The sequence below is a fragment of the Flavobacterium sp. 1 genome (assembly GCF_002797935.1).
Classification (GTDB): domain Bacteria; phylum Bacteroidota; class Bacteroidia; order Flavobacteriales; family Flavobacteriaceae; genus Flavobacterium.
Genome location: NZ_PGER01000001.1, coordinates 514,955 through 535,650, shown reverse-complemented (window position 1 = coordinate 535,650; position 20,696 = coordinate 514,955). Strand labels below are relative to the sequence as shown.

Annotated in this window: 17 protein-coding genes and 1 pseudogene; 11 read left to right on the top strand and 7 right to left on the bottom strand. The window is 35.2% G+C overall.

Annotated elements, in window-relative coordinates; genetic code table 11:
• The first annotated feature begins 86 nt into the window (after positions 1-86).
• Both CLU83_RS02340 and CLU83_RS02335 read left to right on the top strand, forming a co-directional pair.
• The gene (locus CLU83_RS02340) at positions 87-3,155 is read left to right on the top strand and encodes a TonB-dependent receptor (RefSeq protein WP_232726939.1); all 3,069 of its coding nucleotides are present in this window, start codon (positions 87-89) and stop codon (positions 3,153-3,155) included.
• 11 nt (positions 3,156-3,166) lie between these two features.
• Positions 3,167-4,684, top strand: coding sequence for a RagB/SusD family nutrient uptake outer membrane protein (locus CLU83_RS02335; RefSeq protein WP_100430134.1), 1,518 nt, complete (start codon positions 3,167-3,169; stop codon positions 4,682-4,684).
• Positions 4,685-5,092: 408 nt separating this feature from the next.
• Here the strand turns inward: CLU83_RS02335 and CLU83_RS02325 are convergent, their stop codons facing one another.
• Complete coding sequence (locus CLU83_RS02325) at positions 5,093-5,350, bottom strand: hypothetical protein (protein ID WP_100430132.1); 258 nt, start codon at positions 5,348-5,350, stop codon at positions 5,093-5,095.
• Between the two features lie 182 nt (positions 5,351-5,532).
• Here CLU83_RS02325 and CLU83_RS02320 point away from each other — a divergent pair, with 182 nt between their 5' ends.
• Complete coding sequence (locus CLU83_RS02320) at positions 5,533-7,104, top strand: Fic family protein (RefSeq protein WP_100430131.1); 1,572 nt, start codon at positions 5,533-5,535, stop codon at positions 7,102-7,104.
• A gap of 12 nt (positions 7,105-7,116) precedes the next feature.
• Here the strand turns inward: CLU83_RS02320 and CLU83_RS22355 are convergent, their stop codons facing one another.
• Positions 7,117-7,254: a hypothetical protein gene (locus tag CLU83_RS22355; RefSeq protein WP_232726937.1), complete on the bottom strand. Its 138-nt coding sequence runs from the start codon at positions 7,252-7,254 to the stop codon at positions 7,117-7,119.
• A gap of 51 nt (positions 7,255-7,305) precedes the next feature.
• Positions 7,306-7,362, bottom strand: a pseudogene (locus CLU83_RS22760) (hypothetical protein); the annotation flags it as partial.
• Positions 7,363-7,383: 21 nt separating this feature from the next.
• On the opposite strand from CLU83_RS22760, the gene CLU83_RS02310 reads away from it, so the two are divergent.
• Both CLU83_RS02310 and CLU83_RS02305 read left to right on the top strand, forming a co-directional pair.
• Positions 7,384-8,031: a hypothetical protein gene (locus CLU83_RS02310; RefSeq protein WP_100430129.1), complete on the top strand. Its 648-nt coding sequence runs from the start codon at positions 7,384-7,386 to the stop codon at positions 8,029-8,031.
• A 168-nt stretch (positions 8,032-8,199) separates the two neighbouring features.
• The gene (locus CLU83_RS02305; protein ID WP_232726936.1) at positions 8,200-8,607 is read left to right on the top strand and encodes a hypothetical protein; all 408 of its coding nucleotides are present in this window, start codon (positions 8,200-8,202) and stop codon (positions 8,605-8,607) included.
• Between the two features lie 244 nt (positions 8,608-8,851).
• Here CLU83_RS02305 and CLU83_RS02300 read toward each other — a convergent pair whose 3' ends face one another.
• Entirely contained in the window at positions 8,852-10,390 is a 1,539-nt protein-coding gene (locus CLU83_RS02300; RefSeq protein ID WP_232726934.1) for an IS1182 family transposase, read from the bottom strand.
• Positions 10,391-10,952: 562 nt separating this feature from the next.
• Here CLU83_RS02300 and CLU83_RS02295 point away from each other — a divergent pair.
• Genes CLU83_RS02295 through CLU83_RS02285 form a run of 3 tightly spaced genes read left to right on the top strand, consistent with a single transcriptional unit; the run spans position 10,953 to position 12,709 of the window.
• Positions 10,953-11,312 carry a VOC family protein gene (locus CLU83_RS02295; protein ID WP_100430128.1) on the top strand — a complete coding sequence of 120 codons (360 nt, stop codon included), beginning with the start codon at positions 10,953-10,955 and terminating at the stop codon, positions 11,310-11,312.
• Between the two features lie 8 nt (positions 11,313-11,320).
• Positions 11,321-12,211 (top strand): SDR family oxidoreductase, encoded by an 891-nt coding sequence (locus CLU83_RS02290; protein ID WP_100430127.1) that lies wholly within the window; start codon positions 11,321-11,323, stop codon positions 12,209-12,211.
• Between the two features lie 36 nt (positions 12,212-12,247).
• A complete protein-coding gene (locus tag CLU83_RS02285; RefSeq protein WP_100430126.1) occupies positions 12,248-12,709 on the top strand; it encodes a MarR family winged helix-turn-helix transcriptional regulator in 462 nt (153 codons plus the stop codon).
• A gap of 152 nt (positions 12,710-12,861) precedes the next feature.
• Here the strand turns inward: CLU83_RS02285 and CLU83_RS02280 are convergent, their stop codons facing one another.
• Genes CLU83_RS02280 through CLU83_RS02270 form a run of 3 tightly spaced genes read right to left on the bottom strand, consistent with a single transcriptional unit; the run spans position 12,862 to position 14,948 of the window.
• Positions 12,862-13,197, bottom strand: coding sequence for a nuclear transport factor 2 family protein (locus tag CLU83_RS02280; RefSeq protein WP_100430125.1), 336 nt, complete (start codon positions 13,195-13,197; stop codon positions 12,862-12,864).
• A gap of 4 nt (positions 13,198-13,201) precedes the next feature.
• Complete coding sequence (locus tag CLU83_RS02275; protein ID WP_100430124.1) at positions 13,202-14,119, bottom strand: AraC family transcriptional regulator; 918 nt, start codon at positions 14,117-14,119, stop codon at positions 13,202-13,204.
• A gap of 22 nt (positions 14,120-14,141) precedes the next feature.
• Positions 14,142-14,948, bottom strand: a complete 807-nt coding sequence (locus tag CLU83_RS02270) for an SDR family oxidoreductase (RefSeq protein WP_100430123.1) — start codon at positions 14,946-14,948, stop codon at positions 14,142-14,144.
• Between the two features lie 469 nt (positions 14,949-15,417).
• Between CLU83_RS02270 and CLU83_RS21990 the strand changes: the two genes are divergently transcribed.
• From CLU83_RS21990 to CLU83_RS02260, 3 genes are all read left to right on the top strand, one after another.
• The gene (locus CLU83_RS21990) at positions 15,418-15,561 is read left to right on the top strand and encodes a hypothetical protein (RefSeq protein WP_157801970.1); all 144 of its coding nucleotides are present in this window, start codon (positions 15,418-15,420) and stop codon (positions 15,559-15,561) included.
• 42 nt (positions 15,562-15,603) lie between these two features.
• Positions 15,604-16,182, top strand: a complete 579-nt coding sequence (locus CLU83_RS02265) for a hypothetical protein (protein WP_157801969.1) — start codon at positions 15,604-15,606, stop codon at positions 16,180-16,182.
• 226 nt (positions 16,183-16,408) lie between these two features.
• Complete coding sequence (locus CLU83_RS02260; protein WP_157801968.1) at positions 16,409-20,554, top strand: HYR domain-containing protein; 4,146 nt, start codon at positions 16,409-16,411, stop codon at positions 20,552-20,554.
• Positions 20,555-20,696: the final 142 nt, after the last annotated feature.

Below are 20,696 nucleotides of genomic sequence, written 5' to 3'. Positions count from 1 at the left end.
TTTAAGCTAAGACTACTACTTTTTTCTTAAAAAGGAGAATAAATAACATTAAATATTAACCAACCAATTTTTAAAACTATGAAATTATGAAAAAAAAGAATGTTAATCGAATGAAAAAATTAGGATCTTTCATTAAATCAAAACTCGCACTGTCGATTTTTATTTTGACCTCATGCATTAGTATGCAAGCTCAAAATACTATTACAGGAACTGTTCGAGATGCCAAAACAGCTCAAATTCCGGGCGTTACAGTGACCGTCAAAGGAACTACCAATGCAACTATTACAGATTTTGATGGAAGTTATAAATTAAATGTAGCCAATTCTAAAGAAATATTAGTTTTCTCATACATTGGCTATACTACAATTGAAGAAGCAATAAATGACAGAGAGGTTATTAATGTTTCATTAAACGAAGAAAGTAATGCCTTAAATGAAGTTGTTATAATAGGATATGGCAGCGTGAAAAAAAGTAGTACAACTGGTGCTATAAGTAGTCTAAAAGCAAAACAGCTAGACTCTCAGAGTAATACGAACTTAGGTAGTGCTATTCAAGGTAAGGTTGCAGGAGTTTCTGTAGAATCGGCAGGAGGAAGTCCCGGTTCTGGCACCAGAATTCAGATAAGGGGAGCGGGTTCATTGAACAATAACACTCCTTTGATTTTGGTAGATGATATTCAGGTTGCGTCTATGAACAGCTTAAGTCCAAATGATATTGAATCAATCGAAGTTTTAAAAGATGCGGCTGCGGCTGCAATTTATGGCTCGAGAGCTGCAAATGGTGTTGTCATTATTACCACTAAGAGTGGAAAAAAAGGGGATATCAAGGTTTCTTTGGATGTATTTGGAGGTTATTCTACTGTAACAAAACAATTAAGTTTATTGAATCAGGAAGAGTGGGCAAAAGTAAGTAATGCTGCATATGCTGCAGCTGGAAAAGCGCCATTACCTATTTCTCTTAATCCTGAAGTTGGTGGAGCTGGAGTAAATTATCAAGACGGAATTTTTAGAGCTGCACCTACTCAAAATTATTCTTTAGGATTTTCAGGAGGATCAGATAATTTAAAATACAGTATGTCTTTAAATTACTTTAATCAAGACGGTGTAGTCAAAGAAACAAATTACGACCGTTTTAATATAAGGGTAAAATCAGATTATAAAAAAGGAATTTTTAAAATTGGGGAAACAATTTTGTTAACCAAAGAAAAAAGAAAAGAATTACCAGGTGTACCGGGACAAGGAAGTAATGTTGTAGGAGCGGCTATCACAATGATCCCTGGTTTTGCTGTTTATAATGAAGATGCTGTGGGAGGATACGGTGGAGCTTCAGGCCCTGTAACGGATATCTTTAACCCGATAGCAGCATTGAATCTTTTTGATGTAACAAGTGATACTTATCAAGCCTTATTAAATACTTATCTTGAAGCTAACTTTTTTGATGGTTTTAAATATAAGTTAAGTGTTGGGGCGACTGTATCAGATTATAAAAGAGATAATTATTCTCCTCGATATGAGGTAGGTGGATTCTTTAAAAACTTAGATAACGATTTAACTCATCTGGATCAATTTAATCTATATACTCAGGTAGAAAACACATTAAATTATACAAAATCTTTTGGTAAGAGTTATGTGAATGCTTTGGCTGGATATACCGTATATAATAATACTTTCAAATCAGTAACAAGTTCAGTTAGCGGAATACCGGATAATATATATACGCTTTCTGGAGCAGTTCAACCAGCAGCAAACGGTTTCAATACAGAGAGCAATTTGGTTTCTTATTTAGGGCGTGTAATATACTCTTATGATAGTAAATATACTTTGTCAGCTACCATCAGACGTGACGGATCATCACGATTTAGTCAAAATAACAAATGGGGTGATTTCCCTTCTGTTTCTGGAGCGTGGAGCATCGGTAAAGAGAACTTTTTTACGAATCTAAAAACTCCAATAACAGATTTGAAATTACGCGCTAGTTATGGTGTATTGGGAAATCAGGAAATTGGAGATTATCAATACTTAGGATTAATTACTTCAGGAATCAGTTACGGAGCAGGAGAGCCAAACACATTATGGAGTGGTAATATTCAGACTAATTATCCGGCAGTTGGTTTAAAATGGGAATCAACAGCAACATCAGATTTTGGTTTAGATCTGGATTTATGGAGCGGAAAATTGCAATATACATTTGACTATTTTAAAAAACAAACTTCAGATTTACTCCTGAGAGTTCCAATTCCACTATCTGTTGGATCAAGTGACAATCCTTATACGAATGCTGGAAACGTATCCAATAAAGGATATGAAATGAGTTTAACCTACAATGAAAAAATTGGAGATTTCAACTTCAATATAACAGGTAATATCTCAAGTATTAAAAATAATGTAGATGAGCTTAGTACAGGAAGTCAGGTAATAGAAGGTGGTAAAGGTTCATTTCACGGTGCTCCGGTAACATATAGCAAAGTGGGTTATCCAATTTATTCCTTTTTTCTAGTGGACACTGATGGATTATTTAGATCTCAGGCAGAAATTGACGCTTATAAAAAAGATGGAAAACCGATTCAGCCAAATGCACAAATTGGAGATATCAGATATATAGATTATAATGGTGATGGTGAAATTAATGGAGAGGATAGACAATACAAAGGAAGCGCTTTTCCTAAGTTTGAATATGGAATGAGATTTCAAGGAGATTGGAAAGGAATTGACTTTACTCTGGCTTTACAGGGAACTCAAGGAAACAAGCTTTATAATGGAAATAAAACAGATCTTGAAACAGTAAGAGCCAATATTAACTATTCTAGCGCAACATTAGATTCCTATACTTTTAATCCAAATTCAAATTTCCCAAGATTAGATATTGATGATAAAAACAATAACGGAGCAGATTATTCTGATCGTTTTCTAGAAGACGGGTCTTATCTAAGAATCAAAACGATTCAAGTTGGATATACAATACCAAACAGCATAACAAAACAAGTATCTATAGATAGATGCAGAATTTATTTTGCAGGAGATAACCTTTACACTTTTACTAAATATACGGGTTATAACCCGGATGTGTCTGCAGATGCATTGGGGGGAAGAGGGGTTGACTATAAATCATATCCTTTAAGCAAGACTATACTTTTTGGTCTGCAAATTAACTTTTAAATCGATAAAAAATGAAAAAGAAATCAATTATATCATATTTAATATCTGGACTTGTATTATTAAGTTCATGCGATAATAACCTTGAATTAGAAAACCCAAGTCAATTAACAACCACATCTTTTTGGAAAACTCCTGAAGATCTTGAATCTGGATTAGCAACAGTTTACAATACTCTTGTAGACAATAATAATGCTGGTTATTGGGAAATACAGGCCATGCAGCTTAAAGAAAACAGAACAGAAAATTTTGTTGCAAGAAATGATGTACAGGATCGTTATGCAGTTTCTATGTATAAAAATGATGCCGGTACGAATCTTACGGGAGAGATATTTAAAGCCCTATATATTGGAATTTTCCGTGCCAATCAAGTAATTGCTTATGCACCACAAATTAAAAATATTGATGAAACCAAAAGAGAGCAACTATTAGCAGAGGCTACCTTTTTAAGAGGATTGAATTATTTTAATTTGGTTAATGAATACGGAAGCGTGCCTATTACTACAGATTTAGTACAAACTCAGGCCGATTATTTTAAATCAAAATCTACCGAAGCTGAAGTTTGGAATCAAGTTATAGCTGATTTTCAATTTGCAGCCAATAGCAAACTACCTGAAAATTATCCAGCTGCTCTTAAAGGAAGAGTGACAAAAAATGCAGCAATAGCTTTTTTAGGCAAAACATATTTGTATTTGAAAGATTGGGCAAAAGCCGAAGAGCAATTTAATAAGTTAGTAAATAATGAAGCTACAAATGGATATGGTCTTGTTGATAATTATGCTGAATTATTTGATGGTAAACATGAAAATAGTAAAGAATCTGTTTTTGAAATTCAGTTTAGCAAAGTTGGTGGTTCAACTATTTGGGGAGGAAGCCCAGCGGAAAGAACAAGAGCAACAACTATGGCTCAGGAATGTGCACCTGGTGAAGTAGGCGGTTGGAACGAATTATGGCCTACGACAGTATTATTAAATGCGATGACAAAAGAGAAAACTGTTGATGGTTCATTTGATCCGAGAGCTTTGACTACTTTGGCTTGGAATTATCCTGGTTGTATTTACTATAATTCTGATTTTGCATCAAAGTTTGGAGCAAATGCTATATGGATTAGAAAAAATCAAAATTGGTGGAATAATGACGAAGGGGATTGGAAATCTGAATTGAATGAATTCGCAATGCGTTATGCCGATGTTCTTTTAATGCTTGCCGAAGCAAAAACGATGCAAGGAAATGTAACTGGAGCAGCGCCATTGGTGAAAAGAATTAGAGATAGAGCGAAGTTGGCAGATATTTCGATGGTAGGATGGTCTAAAGATCAAATGATGACGCAGATTATGCATCAAAGAAATGTTGAATTTGCTCGTGAAGGACTTCACTTTTTTGATTTAAGAAGATGGGGAACCTTAGAGACAGTAATCAAAGCGAGTCAGGTAGGCGGATACCAACTTTTTACTACTAAATTCTCCTATTATCCAATTCCACAAAGTGAATTGAATAATAATCCCAATATGACTCAAAATTCACCTTGGTAAGTGGTTTTACTAGTTAGTTTTTTTTAAGTGTTTGACAGATGATTGATTCAATAGAATCAGTCATCTGTCATCTCTTATTTTAAGAAAGCTAAAATATTCCTATTGATTAAATAGTTTAAAAAAATGGCAATTTGAGTTTTCTGGCAAAATCGTGGCGCAGCAAATTATGGAGTTGATACCTTTTTTGCCATAGAAAGTTAAGGAAGTCTATCTTTGACATTAAAAATCGTTTTAATATTATGGAACAAATAAGAAAAAAATGACCCTTGAAATTTAAAATTTGTGCCGTCACCATCAGCAGACAGTACGGGAGTATACTCCGAGTAACCCAAATTGGATGAGGATCTTAATTTCAAACCGACCTGGTCAATCAAACATTTTTTTGAATTCAGCTTCGCTGAAATTTCTTTATAATCTAATAATTGGCACAAATTTCAACCCAAGAAAATACGCCATGTAAGCCTTTGAAGGCTTACATGGCGTATTTTCTTGGGTTAGGGTTTGTTGCTCAAGCTCCCATACCGCTTGAGCAAAGGTCGTCTTTTTACATTTAGAGACACAAGACATTACATTAAATATCAATACATTAACTTCTAATCTATAACTAGATGTTTCTTTTGATCTAATCAAACCTAAAATAATAATGCTTATATAAATATTCTTCATGATTTAGATTTACTAATTTTAACACTGTCGAATTTACTAATTAAAGCACGTTTATATTTACTAATTTTATCACAATTATGTTTACTAATTTTAGTACATTTGCATATACTAATTTTATCACGTATTTACGCATGCAAATTTCTAAGTAAATTATAGTACGTTTAACGATAATATAATTAAAAATGGCGACACCAAAAGAAAGATTTATAGAAGCACTTACTTTTCTTAAAAACCTACAAGAGAAGGACATTGTGGGGATACATACCGATGATATCCCTAATGCAAAATATCGACAGCTAATGGTAAAAAACGGCTTCATTCGAGAGGTCTCCAAAGGCTGGTACATTGCAGCAGACCCAAGTGAAAAAGAAGGGAAAACAACAGCCTGGTTTAGTTCATACTGGGATTTTATTTCTCAATTTCTTAATAAAAAATATGGGGAGAACTGGTGTATATCTGCTGATCAATCACTGCTTATACATTCTGGAAACTGGTCAGTGCCACAGCAATTAATTGTACGCTCCCTCGAAGGCAACAACAAACCAACCCCATTGCCATACAATACATCACTTTTCAATCTAAAGACTAATATAGCATCACCTGATCAAATTGAGATACAAAGAGGCATAAAGATGTACAATCTGCAGAGTGCTCTTATCTATAGCAGCCCTTCTTTGTATACTCACAATGCAATTGATGCCCGTACGACACTTTCAATGATCAGGGATGCCTCTGAGTTATTGCCAATATTGCTGGAGAATGGACATACCACACTCGCTGGACGTTTAGCCGGTGCATTTCGCAATATACGTCGTGACAGAATAGCAGACCAGATTATTGAAACATTCAAGACAGCAGATTACGATATTCGCGAAGAAGACCCATTTAACAATCAGCTTGATATCAAACTATCTCCGCGCGAACGATCGCCATATGCAAACCGCATTCGCTTAATGTGGATGCAGATGCGCGAAGATATTATAAATAATTTTCCTGCCCAGCCTGGACTACCCAAAGACACTAATTCATATCTTAAAGAAATTGATGATATTTTTATTACTGATGCTTACCATTCATTATCTATTGAACGCTATCGTGTAACACCGGAATTAATTGCCAAAGTGAGCAGTGGCAGATGGGATGCAAAAGAAAATGAGGAAGATCGAAAACAAAGGGATGCTATGGCCACAAGAGGCTATTATCAAGCATTTACACAAGTTAAAGAGACAATTAAAGAAATTTTACAGGGAGCAAACGCTGGCACAGAGGTAGACAAAGATCATTCCAAATGGTACAGGGAACTTTTTGATCCAAGTGTAGCTGCTGGTATATTAAAGGCCTCCGATCTGGCAGGATATCGCAATCATCAGGTTTATATTGGCAACTCTAAACACACACCGCTAAACGTTGAGGCTATGCGTGATACTATGCCGATACTTTTTGAACTGCTTGAACAAGAAAGTGAGGCCTCGGTACGTGCTGTTTTAGGGCATTTCATATTTGTATTTATTCACCCCTATATGGATGGAAATGGACGAATGGGGCGTTTTCTATTAAATGCAATGCTGGCATCAGGCGGATATCCATGGACAGTAATACCGGTTGAAAAAAGGGATGAGTACATGCAGGCATTGGAAAAAGCCAGCGTAGATCAAAATATTATTCCATTTGCCTCATTTCTTGGATATCTTGTCAATGAAGGATTAAAAGGAAAAGCTGTAGCGGAATTACCTTCTCCTGAGGGGAAAATTTAATTCAAAAAAAAATTAAAATCTAGCCGAAAAAGTAAGCCCCAAAGTAGCATTTTTGGTATATGGATTGAACCCTACAGAAGCTACATTAAGTTGTGTTTTTACCTTTTGCTTATAACCGAAACTATCCATAATAGTATTAAGTGGATCCATCAAAAACAAAGAAGTTTTACCTAGGAATCTCGAATTTAAAATTTTGGAATTATTTTTAAGAATAGTTTTCTTGGCATAGAAAAATCCTTCGCCTACTACAGAACCCAAGACAGGCGTAACTATTAAATCTTGAACGGAAGGGATTTCTGCAAAAAAATAACTGAAAATAAAGAAATTCCATTAAACACTAAAGAATTATGGACAAAGTTTGAAAACAAACATTTATTAAGTGATGAAAAATTATTATCAAAACTGTTTAGCAGAGAAACTGAACATGAAGTTTTTTACAAATTAAATAGTGTTGTAATAATCATATTTGAAAAGTTTATTTCTGCTTTATCAAGACAAATCATATTTAACTGTATTGGAGAAAAAGCAAAACAAATATCTATCACTTCTTTTTTTGACTTTGGTATGTTGTACGAAAAAGATTTTGGAAATAGAGATTATCGGAAAAACACAACTCGTTACAAAGAAATACCAAAAAAGATACATAAAAGAACTGTAAAAGATGATTTAGAAAGAAAATTAAATCCTAATATAAAATATAAGAGAATTTTAAAAGCAGAATATGCTGGAGATTGGCCATTTTACAGTGATCAAGTTATAATTGAATGTAAATATAAACATTGGTGTATAGTAACAATTGACGGACATGATTACGCACTAAATGGATCAGCTAAAGGCAGATATAAGCTCGAAAACCCACAAGATGCAGGGATGGTAATAATGTACAAAAATTCAAGTGATTTTATTAAATTAGCCCTTGAGTTATAAAACCAATCATTAACAGCTATAACGGATTTGAGCAATTTGCTTAATGGAAAATTAGTTTTGTATTTGGGATGATTGCTCCGCCAGTTCGCTATCGCTCGGGTGGCAAATCCGAATAATGGCTTAATTTAGTCCCAAACCCGCAACAGTTCCAGAACATTTAGCATTAATATGCCTGCAGAAAGACAAAATGAAATTAAATTAAATACAAGTAATATGTTAATAGATAAATCTGAAATTAGAGAAGTTCATGGAATTTCTGATGATGAAAAACAGAGAATAATGGATTTTCTCCATGGAGCTGTTTATTGTTGGTGCAATATTAATAAAGATGCTTGGTTTTCTGCTAGAGATTTTTTAGGAGGAGATAATTTTTTATGGCAAGGAAGTCCCTTATACGCTCTATATGAAAAACAAATAAAATTAGGTAAGAATAATGAAAATCGTGTGAAGGACGCTGGAAAAGATTCTGGCTGGTTACTTAAAAAAGTTGTCCATACCGATAAGAGAAAATTTGAAACAAAAAAAGAAGATTTAATCCGAAAGTATCGTTGGAATGGAGAAAAGGATTCTGATTAATTATTTATGTAAAAGAATTAAAGTACTATTGCTAACAAGTACAACGGATATGGGCAATTGGCTTAAGTGGAAAATGGTTTTATATTTGGGATGATTTGGCAAATCCAAATAATGGGGTTACTTTAGTTCCAAGCCTGCTGTAGTACCAAGACGTCAGGCTGTGAAAAAACCTCTTTTTTTCATTCCAACCTCTTTATTTTGCCCTCACAAAATTCAAATAAGGGCTTTTAACGAAGCCTCTTTTTTAGGAGGCTAATTTAGTTTCAAAGAAAAAGAAGTCTAATTTCGGTTTTAAATAACTCATTTTTAACAAAAACAAGACTTTTGCCTTGTAGGGTGAGTTCCATTTCTTGAGTTTGGCAATGAGCTCGGGAACTCCGAGTATATTGATGCTGCGTTTGATGTTATAGACCAGCATAATCAGGCTGTGTTCTCCATTTACTTTTTCCAATCCTGTTAAATTGGTGTGATTGTAGCCCCATTGCCGTTTGATAGTGCCAAAAATGTGTTCGTTGATTTCCTGCCGCTTGCGGTAGAGCTGTGCATTTGCGTGGTAGCGTTTGTTGTTTTCTTCTACGGCATCGGCATATTGGCTGCGGTCTATATCTCGACCGGCCATCCTACTGGTGCATAAATGTTTTACAGGACATTCTCTGCATTTGGGTGTTCGGTATCTCTTGAACTCATAACTGTCTCTGTCCGTGGTTTTCTTGTGCCAGTGGCCTGTAGTTTTAAGCGTTTCGCCCTGTGGGCAAGTGTAGGTGTCGGTGGTTTTATTGTATTGGAACTTAGAAACAAAATAATCCTTGGTTGTTCCGTTTTCCTTATTTTTTCCTTGTTCGGGTTGCGCTACAATTGTAGTGATATTGGCTTGCCTACAGGCTTCTATTTCTCGCCCGTTATGATAGCCTTTGTCCACCAAAGCCGTGTAGGTTTCTATTTCTAAATTCTCTTTGGCTTCTATGGCAATAGCCGATAAGGCGTTGCGGTCATTACGATTGATGGTGTGCGTGGCTACTACAAGATTGTGTTTGGCATCGACGGCTGCCTGCATATTAAATGAGATTTCAACCACCTGTCCCTGAACCAATAATGCTCTGGCATCGCTGTCGGTGGTGCTTATTTGGGGTTCTCCGCTTGCTTTTAGTTTTTCTTCCAGCAATTCGTAGCGGATTTTGTTTTGTTTGAGACACTCTATTTTTTGTTGGACATTTTTGATTTTTGGAGAGTTTTCTTTTGCATCATTTGCTTCCAGAGCATCAAGATATTCTTGGGTTTTGGTCTCAATGTATTCCAGGTGCTTGTCAATTTTCTTTTGGTTAAAATTGGCTTTTTTGCTGTTGTGAGCCCGGCTTTTGGTGCCGTCAATGGCAATGGTTTCACCGCCTATCAAGTCCGCATCTTTCAAGAATGAGACAAAAAGCTTGAAGAGTTTCTTCAAGGCAGCGGGATTGTTTTTTCTGAAATCTGAGATGCTGTGGTAATTGGGACGAATATCTTCCAATAGCCATTGCATTTCAATGTTTCTAAAACATTCCTTCTCTAATTTTCGCGAGCTTCTTATTCCGCCCAGATAACCGTATAAATAGATTTTAAGAAACACTTTGGTATCGTAGCTCGGGCGGCCTTCGGTTTTGATGGTTTGCACTGCAAAACCCAGCTTAGCAAGGTCTGTAAACGTCACAAATGCATCTATAAATCGCACTTGATTATCGGGAGCTATGGCGTCTTCTAAACTGGAAATACGCATCTGGTGGCGGGAAATTCCTATGATATGCTGCATCCCTAAAAATACGAAAATTCCTGTTTTAACACAAGTTTTTTGTTATATTTGTTCCTAAGCAAACGGAAGTTTTTTCACAGACTGACGTCAGGCTGTAAAAAAACCTCCTAAAATTCAGAAAGTATTCGGAGGGCTACCAAAGAAAAAACTCAAATATGAGATTCTCAAGAGGCTGATTTTAGTTTTTTCACAGACTGACGTCAGGCTGTGAAAAAACCTCTCCAAATTTAGAAAGTATTCGGAGGGCTGCCAAAGAAAAAACTCAAATATGAGATTCTCAGGAAGCAGATTTTAGTTTTTTCACAGACTGACGTCAGGCTGTGAAAAAACCTCCTCAAATTTAGAAAGTATTCGGAGGGCTGCCAAAGAAAAATCTCAAATATGAGATTCTCAAGAGGCAGATTTTAGTTTTTTCACAGACTAATATTAGCTGTAATGCTACGACCGACCTTACCAACAAAAAACATCATCATTTTATTGATCTAAATAAAAATTGTGAAAAAAGATTTGCTTATTGTTGTCATGTATATTATATTTGCGACAACAATTTAAAATAAATAAAATGATACAATTAACATTTGCATCTCTTCAAGTAAGAGATTTAGAAGCATCAAAAGCCTTCTACACTAACAAATTAGGGTTTGAAATTGACAGTACTAACCCACAAGCCTGCGTTTTCAAGTACAATCAAGGACAAGCAAGTTTTGCTATTCGTACACCACTTGAACCACTTGAAGGAAAAGAATTAGGAATTGGCGTAGCACTTTGGTTTGCAGTGGACGAAAATGTGGACGAATTGAAAGAAAAATTCATTTCAAATGGAGTTGCCACTACTGGACCAATTATAGAAACACCTTTTGGTAGAGCATTCCACGTAAAAGACATTGATGGGTATAAACTTACTTTTTTAAACACAAAATAAAAGTGGATATGAGCAATAAAATATTAATCACAGGTGCAACAGGTAGTTTAGGAAGTAAGGTTGTTAACCTTTTAAAAGAGAAAACCAAAATTGAAAATATTGCTGTTTTGGTGAGAGACGAAAAAAATGAATTGGCAAAACAATATGCCAATGATGGTATTGAAATAAAAATTGGAGATTATGCAAATTTAGAAAGCTTGGAAAGTGCTTTTAAAGGCATTGATACTTTATACTTTGTTTCAGGTGGAGACGATAATGAACGAGCAACTCTTCATAAAAACGTAGTTGATACAGCAAAAAAAGCAGGCATTAAGCACGTTTTATATACAAGTGCTTTGTGGAAAGACCAAAGTAATTCTTCACCATTGGCAAATCTTGTGGATTCTCATTTACAAACTGAAAATTGTATTAAAACATCAGGAATCACTTATACAATTTTGAAACATAATTTATATGCCGAAGTAATCGAAATGATGATAGGAGATAAAAGCCAACTGTTAAAAACCAAAACAATTTATTTGCCAACAGCAAATGGACTAACTTCTTTTGTACCTAAAAAAGATTTAGCAGAAGCAGAAGTAAGTATTCTTTTAAATCCTTCATTCTATTCCAATAAAATATTAGAATTTAATGGAAGTGAACAAATAACTTTTTCTGAAATTGCTAAAAAAATATCTGAAATTGTAAAAGAACCTATTCAATATATTTCCCCAGAAAAAATTGAATTTGAAGAACAAATGAATAAATTTGGGTTACCAAGTCATATAATTGAAATACTTAAAACTTTCAGTTTAGCCATCGCCAATGGGGAATTTGACCAACAATCAAATGATTTAGAAAGGGTTTTAGGGAGAAAAACAACTTCATTGTCCGAGTTTTTACAAGCAACTTATGAGTAAACTACTAAATATCAACCCAAATGCGACATAAAGATTATGCCTAAAAAAATTGAATTTAATTTTAAAAGTCCAAACGAAAGTCCTGGGTATTTACTCGGACAACTTACTTTGTTGTGGCAACGAAAACAAAAAAAGGTTTTAGACCCTTTAGATTTGACACAAACGCAATTTGCTCTATTATGTGCATTAGCTTGGCTTTCAAACAACAACAATAATGTAACGCAAATTGACATTGCCAATCAAACTAATTTTGATAGAATGATGGTGTCAAAAGTTTTAAGGACTTTAGAAGAAAAGAAATTTGTAACTCGACAAGAACACGAAATAGACACAAGAGCAAAAACCATTCAACTAACGAATATCGGAGAAACGGTTTTGCAAAAAGCAATTATTGAAATAGAAAATGCTGACATTGATTTTTTTGCTTCATTGAACATTGAACTTTCACAATTCAACAAGAATATGGTGCAACTTATTGACAAAAACAAGAACGAATAAAAGCACTACAGCTAAGACTTGCTACAAAAGATTTGGGCAATTGGCCTAAATTGGAAATTGGTTTTGCATTTGGGATGATTTGGCAAATCCGAAAATAAGGCTTAATTTAACCCCAAACCTCTTGTAGCAAGGGCATGTTAGCTGCTGTGATTTTACGTCAAGTCTGCTTTTGCTTTATCAATCCTGCCATTTTTGAAAGTAAAATCAAAAATTCCTCCTATTTTCCCTTCTGGAAATTCACCTGTAAACTCAACCTCAATGTGTGCTTTGTTATCGGCAATGATGTCCAATTTAACAAGTCGTGTTTGTGTCTTGTAACCGATGAAATAACTTTCAAAATATTTTCGGATACCCGATTGTCCTTTAAAAACTTGTCCAACTGAAGGGTCGTCAAGAACTGCATTCTCTTGCCATTTCTCTAAATATTTTTTTGTATCGTAGGCATTGCTTGCAGCAAGCCAATCCTGTATGAATATTTTTAGATCCATATTTCTAATTGAATGATTGTTTATATTCTATCGGTGTTTGTTGGGTTTTCTTTTTAAATAATTTGTTGAATGATTGCGAATGCTCAAAGCCTAAATGATAAGCAATTTCCGATACACTTAAATTGCTTGATGTCAATTGCTCTTTTGCTTTTTCAATTAGTTTTTCGTGAATGTGCTGCTGTGCATTTTGTCCTGTTAATGAGCGAAGCATATCACTTAAATAGCGTGGCGAAACATTGAGCTGGCTCGCCAAATACTCAACCGTGGGAAGTCCTTTTTGCAATGCTACTTCCTGCTCAAAATAATTGTTTAGCAATTGCTCCATTTGTGTCAATAAATCATTGCTAACAGCTTTTCTGGTAATGAATTGGCGTTTATAAAACCGATTGCTGTAATTCAATAAAACTTCAAGGTGCGAAATAACCACATCCTGACTAAAATCGTCGATGGTGCTGTTCAATTCTTCTTTTATATTTTCAAAAACGGAAAAAATGATTTGCTTTTCTTTGTCTGATAAGAACAAGGCTTCGTTTGTGGAATATGAAAAATAGCCAAAAGTTTTAATCTTTGTTGCAAGCGGATAATTGCCAATAAAATCGGGATGAAAAAGCAATGTGTATCCCGAATAATCTTTTTCATCTTCGGCACTTGAAATAACCTGATTGGGCGAAATGAAAGACAAACCACCTTCATCAAAATCGTAATAATTCTGTCCGTATTTTATTTTTCCCGTCAAACCTTTCTTGTACGAAATTTTATAGAAGTTAAACAGCAATGCTTTTGGCAGTTCATCATACGGGGTTTTGATGTCAGCATAATTTACCAAACTAACCAACGGATGCAATGGCTTTGGAAAGCCCAAAGCCTTGTGCAATTCTGAAATTGAATTGAATTTTTGCGGTGTAAAATCATCTTTTTTCATTGTTGTAAATATACAAAACACATTAATAAGCAAACATTTTAAGAATTTTTTGGTGTTGTGCTTCTGCTCCAATTTTTTCTTTTTCGGTATAGAGAGAAACAGCGTCCTTACCTGCAATGTAACGCAATTGGTCTTTGTTGTCTGTTGCCGCTTCGTAAATTACCAAAGCAATATTTTCGGCTGTAGAATATTGGCTTATGCTTTCTTCGCTATAACCCTCGCTTACTTTTTCCATCAATTTTTGATAAGCTTTGTGATATCCACCGTCCATGGAACGTCCTGCAAAATCAGTTTGTATTCCTCCTGGTGCGGCTGTTTTTACTTTTATTCCGAAATGTGCAAGGTCGTAAGCTAAGCTTTCTGAAAATCCGTCAATTGCGAATTTTGTGGCAGAATAAACCGAACAAGTTGGATAGCCAACAAGCCCGAACATAGAGGTAACATTGATGAAAATTCCGTTTTTCATTTCCCTGAAATAAGGCGTGAATGCTTTGGTAACTCGAATAACCCCTAACAGATTGGTATTTAATTGTCGGGTGATTTGGTCATCTGTCATTGCCTCCAAAACGCCAATCAGTCCGTAACCTGCATTGTTCAATACTACGTCTATGGAATGTTTTGCAATCACATTGTTTACAGTTTCTTCAATTTCAGTTGGATTAGTAACATCAAGTTTTAAAACCGTAACATTTTCGAGTTGCGTTAATTCCGTTTCTTTTTCGGGGTTTCGCATTGTTGCAATTACGTTCCAACCTTTTGATTGAAATAATTTGGCAGTTGATTTTCCCAATCCTGCTGATGCTCCTGTAATAAAAATTGTCTTTTGCATTTTGATGTTGTTTTAAATTTATAATGCAAAAGTCCGCAGATATTAAATAACCGATGTAGCCAAATTGAGTTAGGATGTAGCCAAAATGACAATATGTCTTTAAGCCGTCGTTGCGGTCGTCCTGCCATAACAGCTAACGTTCTGATAATACAGTGGGTTTGGGACTAAATTAAACTCATTCTTCGGATTTGCCACCCAACAGACGAAGCACCCGAGAGACAGCGAATAGACGAAGTAACTCGAGCGATAGCCTTTAGATTTGCATAATAAATTATTTGTAAATTTAAAGTAACAACCAAACTGACAAAGTGAATCATGAGCGTTGCAAAGTTTTCAGACTTATTATTCGATTAGAACTTTGTCAGTTTATATTGAACAAGCATCAAATAGTAATTCAGGTTTTTAGGCCTATTATCAAGGTTATGAGTGTGTTCAATAATTAGGTTGCTAACCTTTAAAGACTTTTCTTATGAGTAAATTTAAACATTTTTTAGGTATCGATGTATCAAAAGAATATTTTGATGCTGTGGCTATTCTTGATGGGAATAAAGAAAAACCCATTCATAGTCAATTTGTAAATGATTATAAAGGAATCAAATCTCTTTGTAAATAGCTAAAAGAACAAGGTTCAACACATGAAAACACGCTTGTTTGTTTGGAACATACAGGAATGTATGGCAAGTTAATTATCAAGTATCTAATGGTTGATAATTTCTCGCTTTGGGTCGAAATGTCACTTAAAATCATTCGTAGTATAGGAGTTCATAATGAATGGAAATCGTCTAAAATAAATTGTCAAGTTATGAAGTATTTAGAAGTAAAAATAGCAAGAAATTCAATTACTCAAAAGGTTGAAGACAATATAAATACTTTTTTGAATTGTGATGATATTATATCATCTTGGAAAGATAAATTTCTCTTAAAAGGAGAAAATAGAGATTTAGGTGAAATTGGTTTAAGAAATCCTCAAATCGGAGCAATATATGCAATTTTAGCACATTGGAGTTATTCTAATGAAGTTGGAACTGTTGCTATGTCGACAGAAACAGCTAAAACCGAAACAATGCTTTCTGTTTTAGTTAAAGAACAAATAAAAGAACATAAATTTTTATTTAATAATGAGTCTCAAGTTATAAACTTTTGGGGAAAATATTTTTATGATTTTGAATTCATAACTGATAGTGAAATCAACAAAGAAAGTCCCTGCTCGTGCCCACAAACTAAACACAAGTAAATTGTGGTATTATTTTTATAGCTTTATCAGAGACGAAAGTCTTATGAATCGCCTAGTAATTATTTTTAAAAGATAGCGGACGAAAAGATAAAAGGCAATTCAAATTAGACTGCTCTAAAAAATTAGCCCGATGGCTGGATTTGCACAATAAGCTAATAATTTTATAATAATATCTTAATTTTAAATAAGTTATATTTGATTTATAAAAACTTTTATTTTCTAACAAATGAAACACATCTACCAAACTCGCTGTCTTTTGGCTTATTTAAGTCTTTTTTGTTGCTTGTCCTTAGCTGCTCAAGGAACATCACCAGCAGCACAAAATTTACCTTACGTGCAGGATTTTTCTTCGTTAGCATCTGCCTCAACCACATATCCAGCAGGATTCCAAGGCTGGACGGCAAGCACCGCACCAGGAAGCTCATACAACACAAACGCCGTTTTAGTGGGAGACAGACTCTTAACTGCAGGCAGTTCGGCTTCTACCACGAGTGGAAATTTCCACAATTACAATGGAAAAATTGGATTTTTGAATTCAGGTTCTTTAGACTTAACAATTGGGTTGGCCATTAACACTCTAGGAAAATCTGGTATCGAAGTTCAATATGATGCTATGGTAATCCGTAACCCTTATGACGGGACGGCTAATACCCGTATCAACGAAATGGTTTTACAATATCGGGTAGGCAATACTTCTGTTTTTAATACATTGCCCGCAGCTTCCTATTTAAGCAACACCGATAAGCAAACTGCTTCAGGTGTAACTGCTCCTTTAAACCCAATAACTATCAAAGTAATTTTACCAACTGAATGTGACAATCAGGAGCTCGTTCAAATAAGATGGATTTCTAAACAAAATTCAGGAGCTGGCTCACGCCCTTCCTTTGCCATTGATAATATAAGCATTCAAAATGATCTTACCCCGCCTGCATATACTAATGGGTATCCAAAAATAGAAAACATTCTGTCTAATGGTTTTGATTTTTCAATTCAATTAAACGAAATTGGAAAAACATATTTTGTATTACTAGACTCGGGAAGTTCAAAACCTAGTGCTGCCCAAATAAAAGCAGGGTTAGATGCCAATGGAAATACTGCTTTGCAATCTGATATATTTGATGTTATAGATAAAAACCTGACTTATACTAAAAATATTTCCGGGTTGGCTATTGATGCTAATTATGTTCTTTACGCTGTCTCAGAGGATTTTTATGGCAATCTTCAAACGGACAGCAATCAATTGAATGTAAAGACATCCAGTTTTGTAGTTCCATCATTGTCAGCAACAAAAACCAATTTAAATTTTGGTTTTTCAGAACAAAATTTTGAATCAAAAACAATCAGCTATCAAATTCAGGCATCACATCTTACCGATGTGGTCACGGTAACCGCATCAAATAATTTTACAATTTCAAAAAATCCAAACGATAATTTCCAATCTTCTTTGGTTTTTGCCGCACCAGATTTTGATGCCGGCAGCACTCCTGCGGTTTATGTACGATTTACGCCGAATACCACTGGGAATTTTTCGGGACAAATAACCCATCAAACGTCGGGGGCAAGTACTAAAATAGTAGGATTATCCGGTGTGGGGATCAATCCTTATTCTCAAAATTTCAACGATGTAAATGTATTGACAAACAGTGGCTGGACGGCTTACAGTGTAGCAGGCGATAAAATTAAATGGGCTAGTACAAGCAGTCGTTTTAATAGTTCTCCGGCTGCAGTATTAATTAATGGTTACGCGGAAAATGGAGCAAGCAAGGATTGGTTAATTTCACCTAAATTGCGCTTGGATAGTTTCGATAAATTTCCATTATTGTCATTTTACTCCCGTAAATTCTACGCAGGTCCAAACTTAAAATTAATGGTTTCTGTTGATTATGATGGAATAAGCAGTCCAGAAACAGCCACTTGGACAGAGATTGAGGGAGATTTTCCATCAACCACTGGTGTATTCAAACAATCTAAATACATCAATTTAAACGCTTTTAAGTCCAGCAGCACTTATGTGGCATGGGTGTATGAAACTACCGCTTCAGGGGGAGACAATGCCGCTGAATGGACAATTGATGATGTGAGTATTACTAATGAGACAGCATTTTTAGCCTCTAATCCTAATTTAAATTTTGGCGAAATAATCCAAAATGCAGCTTCCGACAGCCAATCATTTATTTTTACTGCAGGAGGTTATGGTGATTTCACAATCTCGGCACCTGCAAACTATCAATTAGCTCTTGATAACATCAATTTTCAATCAAGTGTGGTTATTTCTGCAGCCGATGCATTAGCGGGCAAAACTGTTTATGCTCGTTTTGCCCCTGCTGTAAAAGCCTTAAATTTAGAAGGTTCACTGACTGTTACTGCTACTGGACTAAATCAGCAGATAGGTTCCTTTACTGGTTCTTCTTTCCCAAAATCGGAAACCTTTGATATTGTAAGTTACAACTTGGAGTTTTTTGGAAGCAATGTGGTCGATTCATCTGGAAGTGAATTTGGTCCAATCGACGATGCTCTGCAAGTTGATAATGTAGCCAAAGTAATGAATAAATTAAATGCTGATGTTTATGTGGTTCAAGAAGTATCTGATGAGGCTGCTTTGGATAGTTTGATTCAAAAAATAAGTGTTAACGGCAAGACATTTGATAAAAGTATTTCACCAGTCTGGTCCTATTCATTTACGCCGCCGGATCCGCTTTTTCCTCCTCAAAAATTGGTCGTTCTTTACAATACCCAAACAGCCAAAGTAAATAAAACACGTGTCCTTTTTGATAAATTGTACGATAACATTCGTGCCGGAAACGCAAGCCTGCCTAATTATCCTGGCGGCAATAGTTCCAGTTTCTTTGCTTCAGGGCGTTTACCTTATTTAGTAAACATTGAAACCAATATTAAAGGAGTTAAAAAAGAAATAAACATTATTGATCTTCACGGTCGTGCCAATAGCGGAACTGATATTTCAAAATACAATATGCGTAAGTACGACGCTGAAGTTTTAAAAGACAGTTTGGACGCCGAATATCCAAATGCCAACTTTATGATTTTAGGGGACTATAATGATGATGTGGATGCATCTGTTATTACTCCTAACCCTTCATCATACCAAAAAATAGTGGAAGATACGGCTCGTTATAACACTTTAACTTTGGATATCAGCAAAGCAGGAGCCTTTAGCTACTTATCATCTGGAGGTTTCTTGGATCACATTATTGTTTCAAACGAGCTAACGAGCGATTATGTACCGAACTCAGCTGCTGTTTATGATCCGCGTTTAGATATTTCTAATTATGTCAACACAACATCTGATCACGGACCTGTTATTGCTCGTTTTGATCTTAAAAAAGCGGAACAAAGCATTAACTTCCCATCAATAAGTGTTACCGATGGAGTTACTTCTTATGACCTGACTGCTACGGCTGCATCTGGTTTAGAAGTTGCTTATGCAAGTTCAAATGAAGCTGTTGCAAAAATTAATGGCGGAAAACTCCAAATAATTAGCGCAGGGACTGTTACAGTCACGGCCTCTCAATCAGGAAACGACTATTATTTAGCGGCTGCTGATGTTAGTCAACCTTTAACGATAACTGACAATGAATTACCTGTTATCATACCGCCAGCTTCGATCACAAAAAGTAATGACACAGGAATATGCGGAGCACTAATTACGTATGCACCCCCAATCGGTACTGATAATTTCCCAAGAGCAGCCACAGTTCAAACTGCTGGATTGCCTTCAGGTGTTGTATTCCCGATAGGAACAACAACCAATACATTCCAAGTAACAGATGCATCTGGCAAGACGGCAAACTGTTCATTTACCGTAACGATAACTGACAATGAATTGCCTGCGCTAACCTGTCCGGCTAATATCATTCAGAAAAAAGAAGGAAACTTACATGGAGCAATAGTGGCGTATACCATACCAGTAGGAACTGATAATTGTTCTGGGGCGACAGTCACGCAAACGGCGGGACTTGCTTCAGGAAGTGTTTTTCCAATAGGCATTACAACAAACACTTATAAAGTGGCTGATGCAGCAGGAAATACAACAAGCTGTTCCTTTACCGTAAATGTCGTAAACGCTTTGTCCCCAAAACACTGGTGCGAAGCCATCGGACTTTCAGTAAAAACATATCCTAATCCAGCAGCTGATTTTGTCAACATTGCCATAAAAACCAATACCCAGACTAATATAACTTTTAGATTATATAACATCTTTGGAATTTTGGTTGAGAAACCCGTAGAAATAATTGGAAACACAACTGAAAACACAACACAAATAAATATAAGCAAACTTTATAGAGGTGTTTACATTTACACTTTAAGTACTAGAAATGAAATACTATTTATTGATAAAATAGTCAAAAAATAAAATAAGTTTTCCTAATTGTTTAAAATGCTAGATTCCGTTCCAAGAGTCTAGCATTTTTTATGTTATAACTTTTAAAGGTTCTGTCGCATCTGTGGAGCAAAAAATATAAGTAATAAAATTTAATCTTATTCTTAGATGCGAC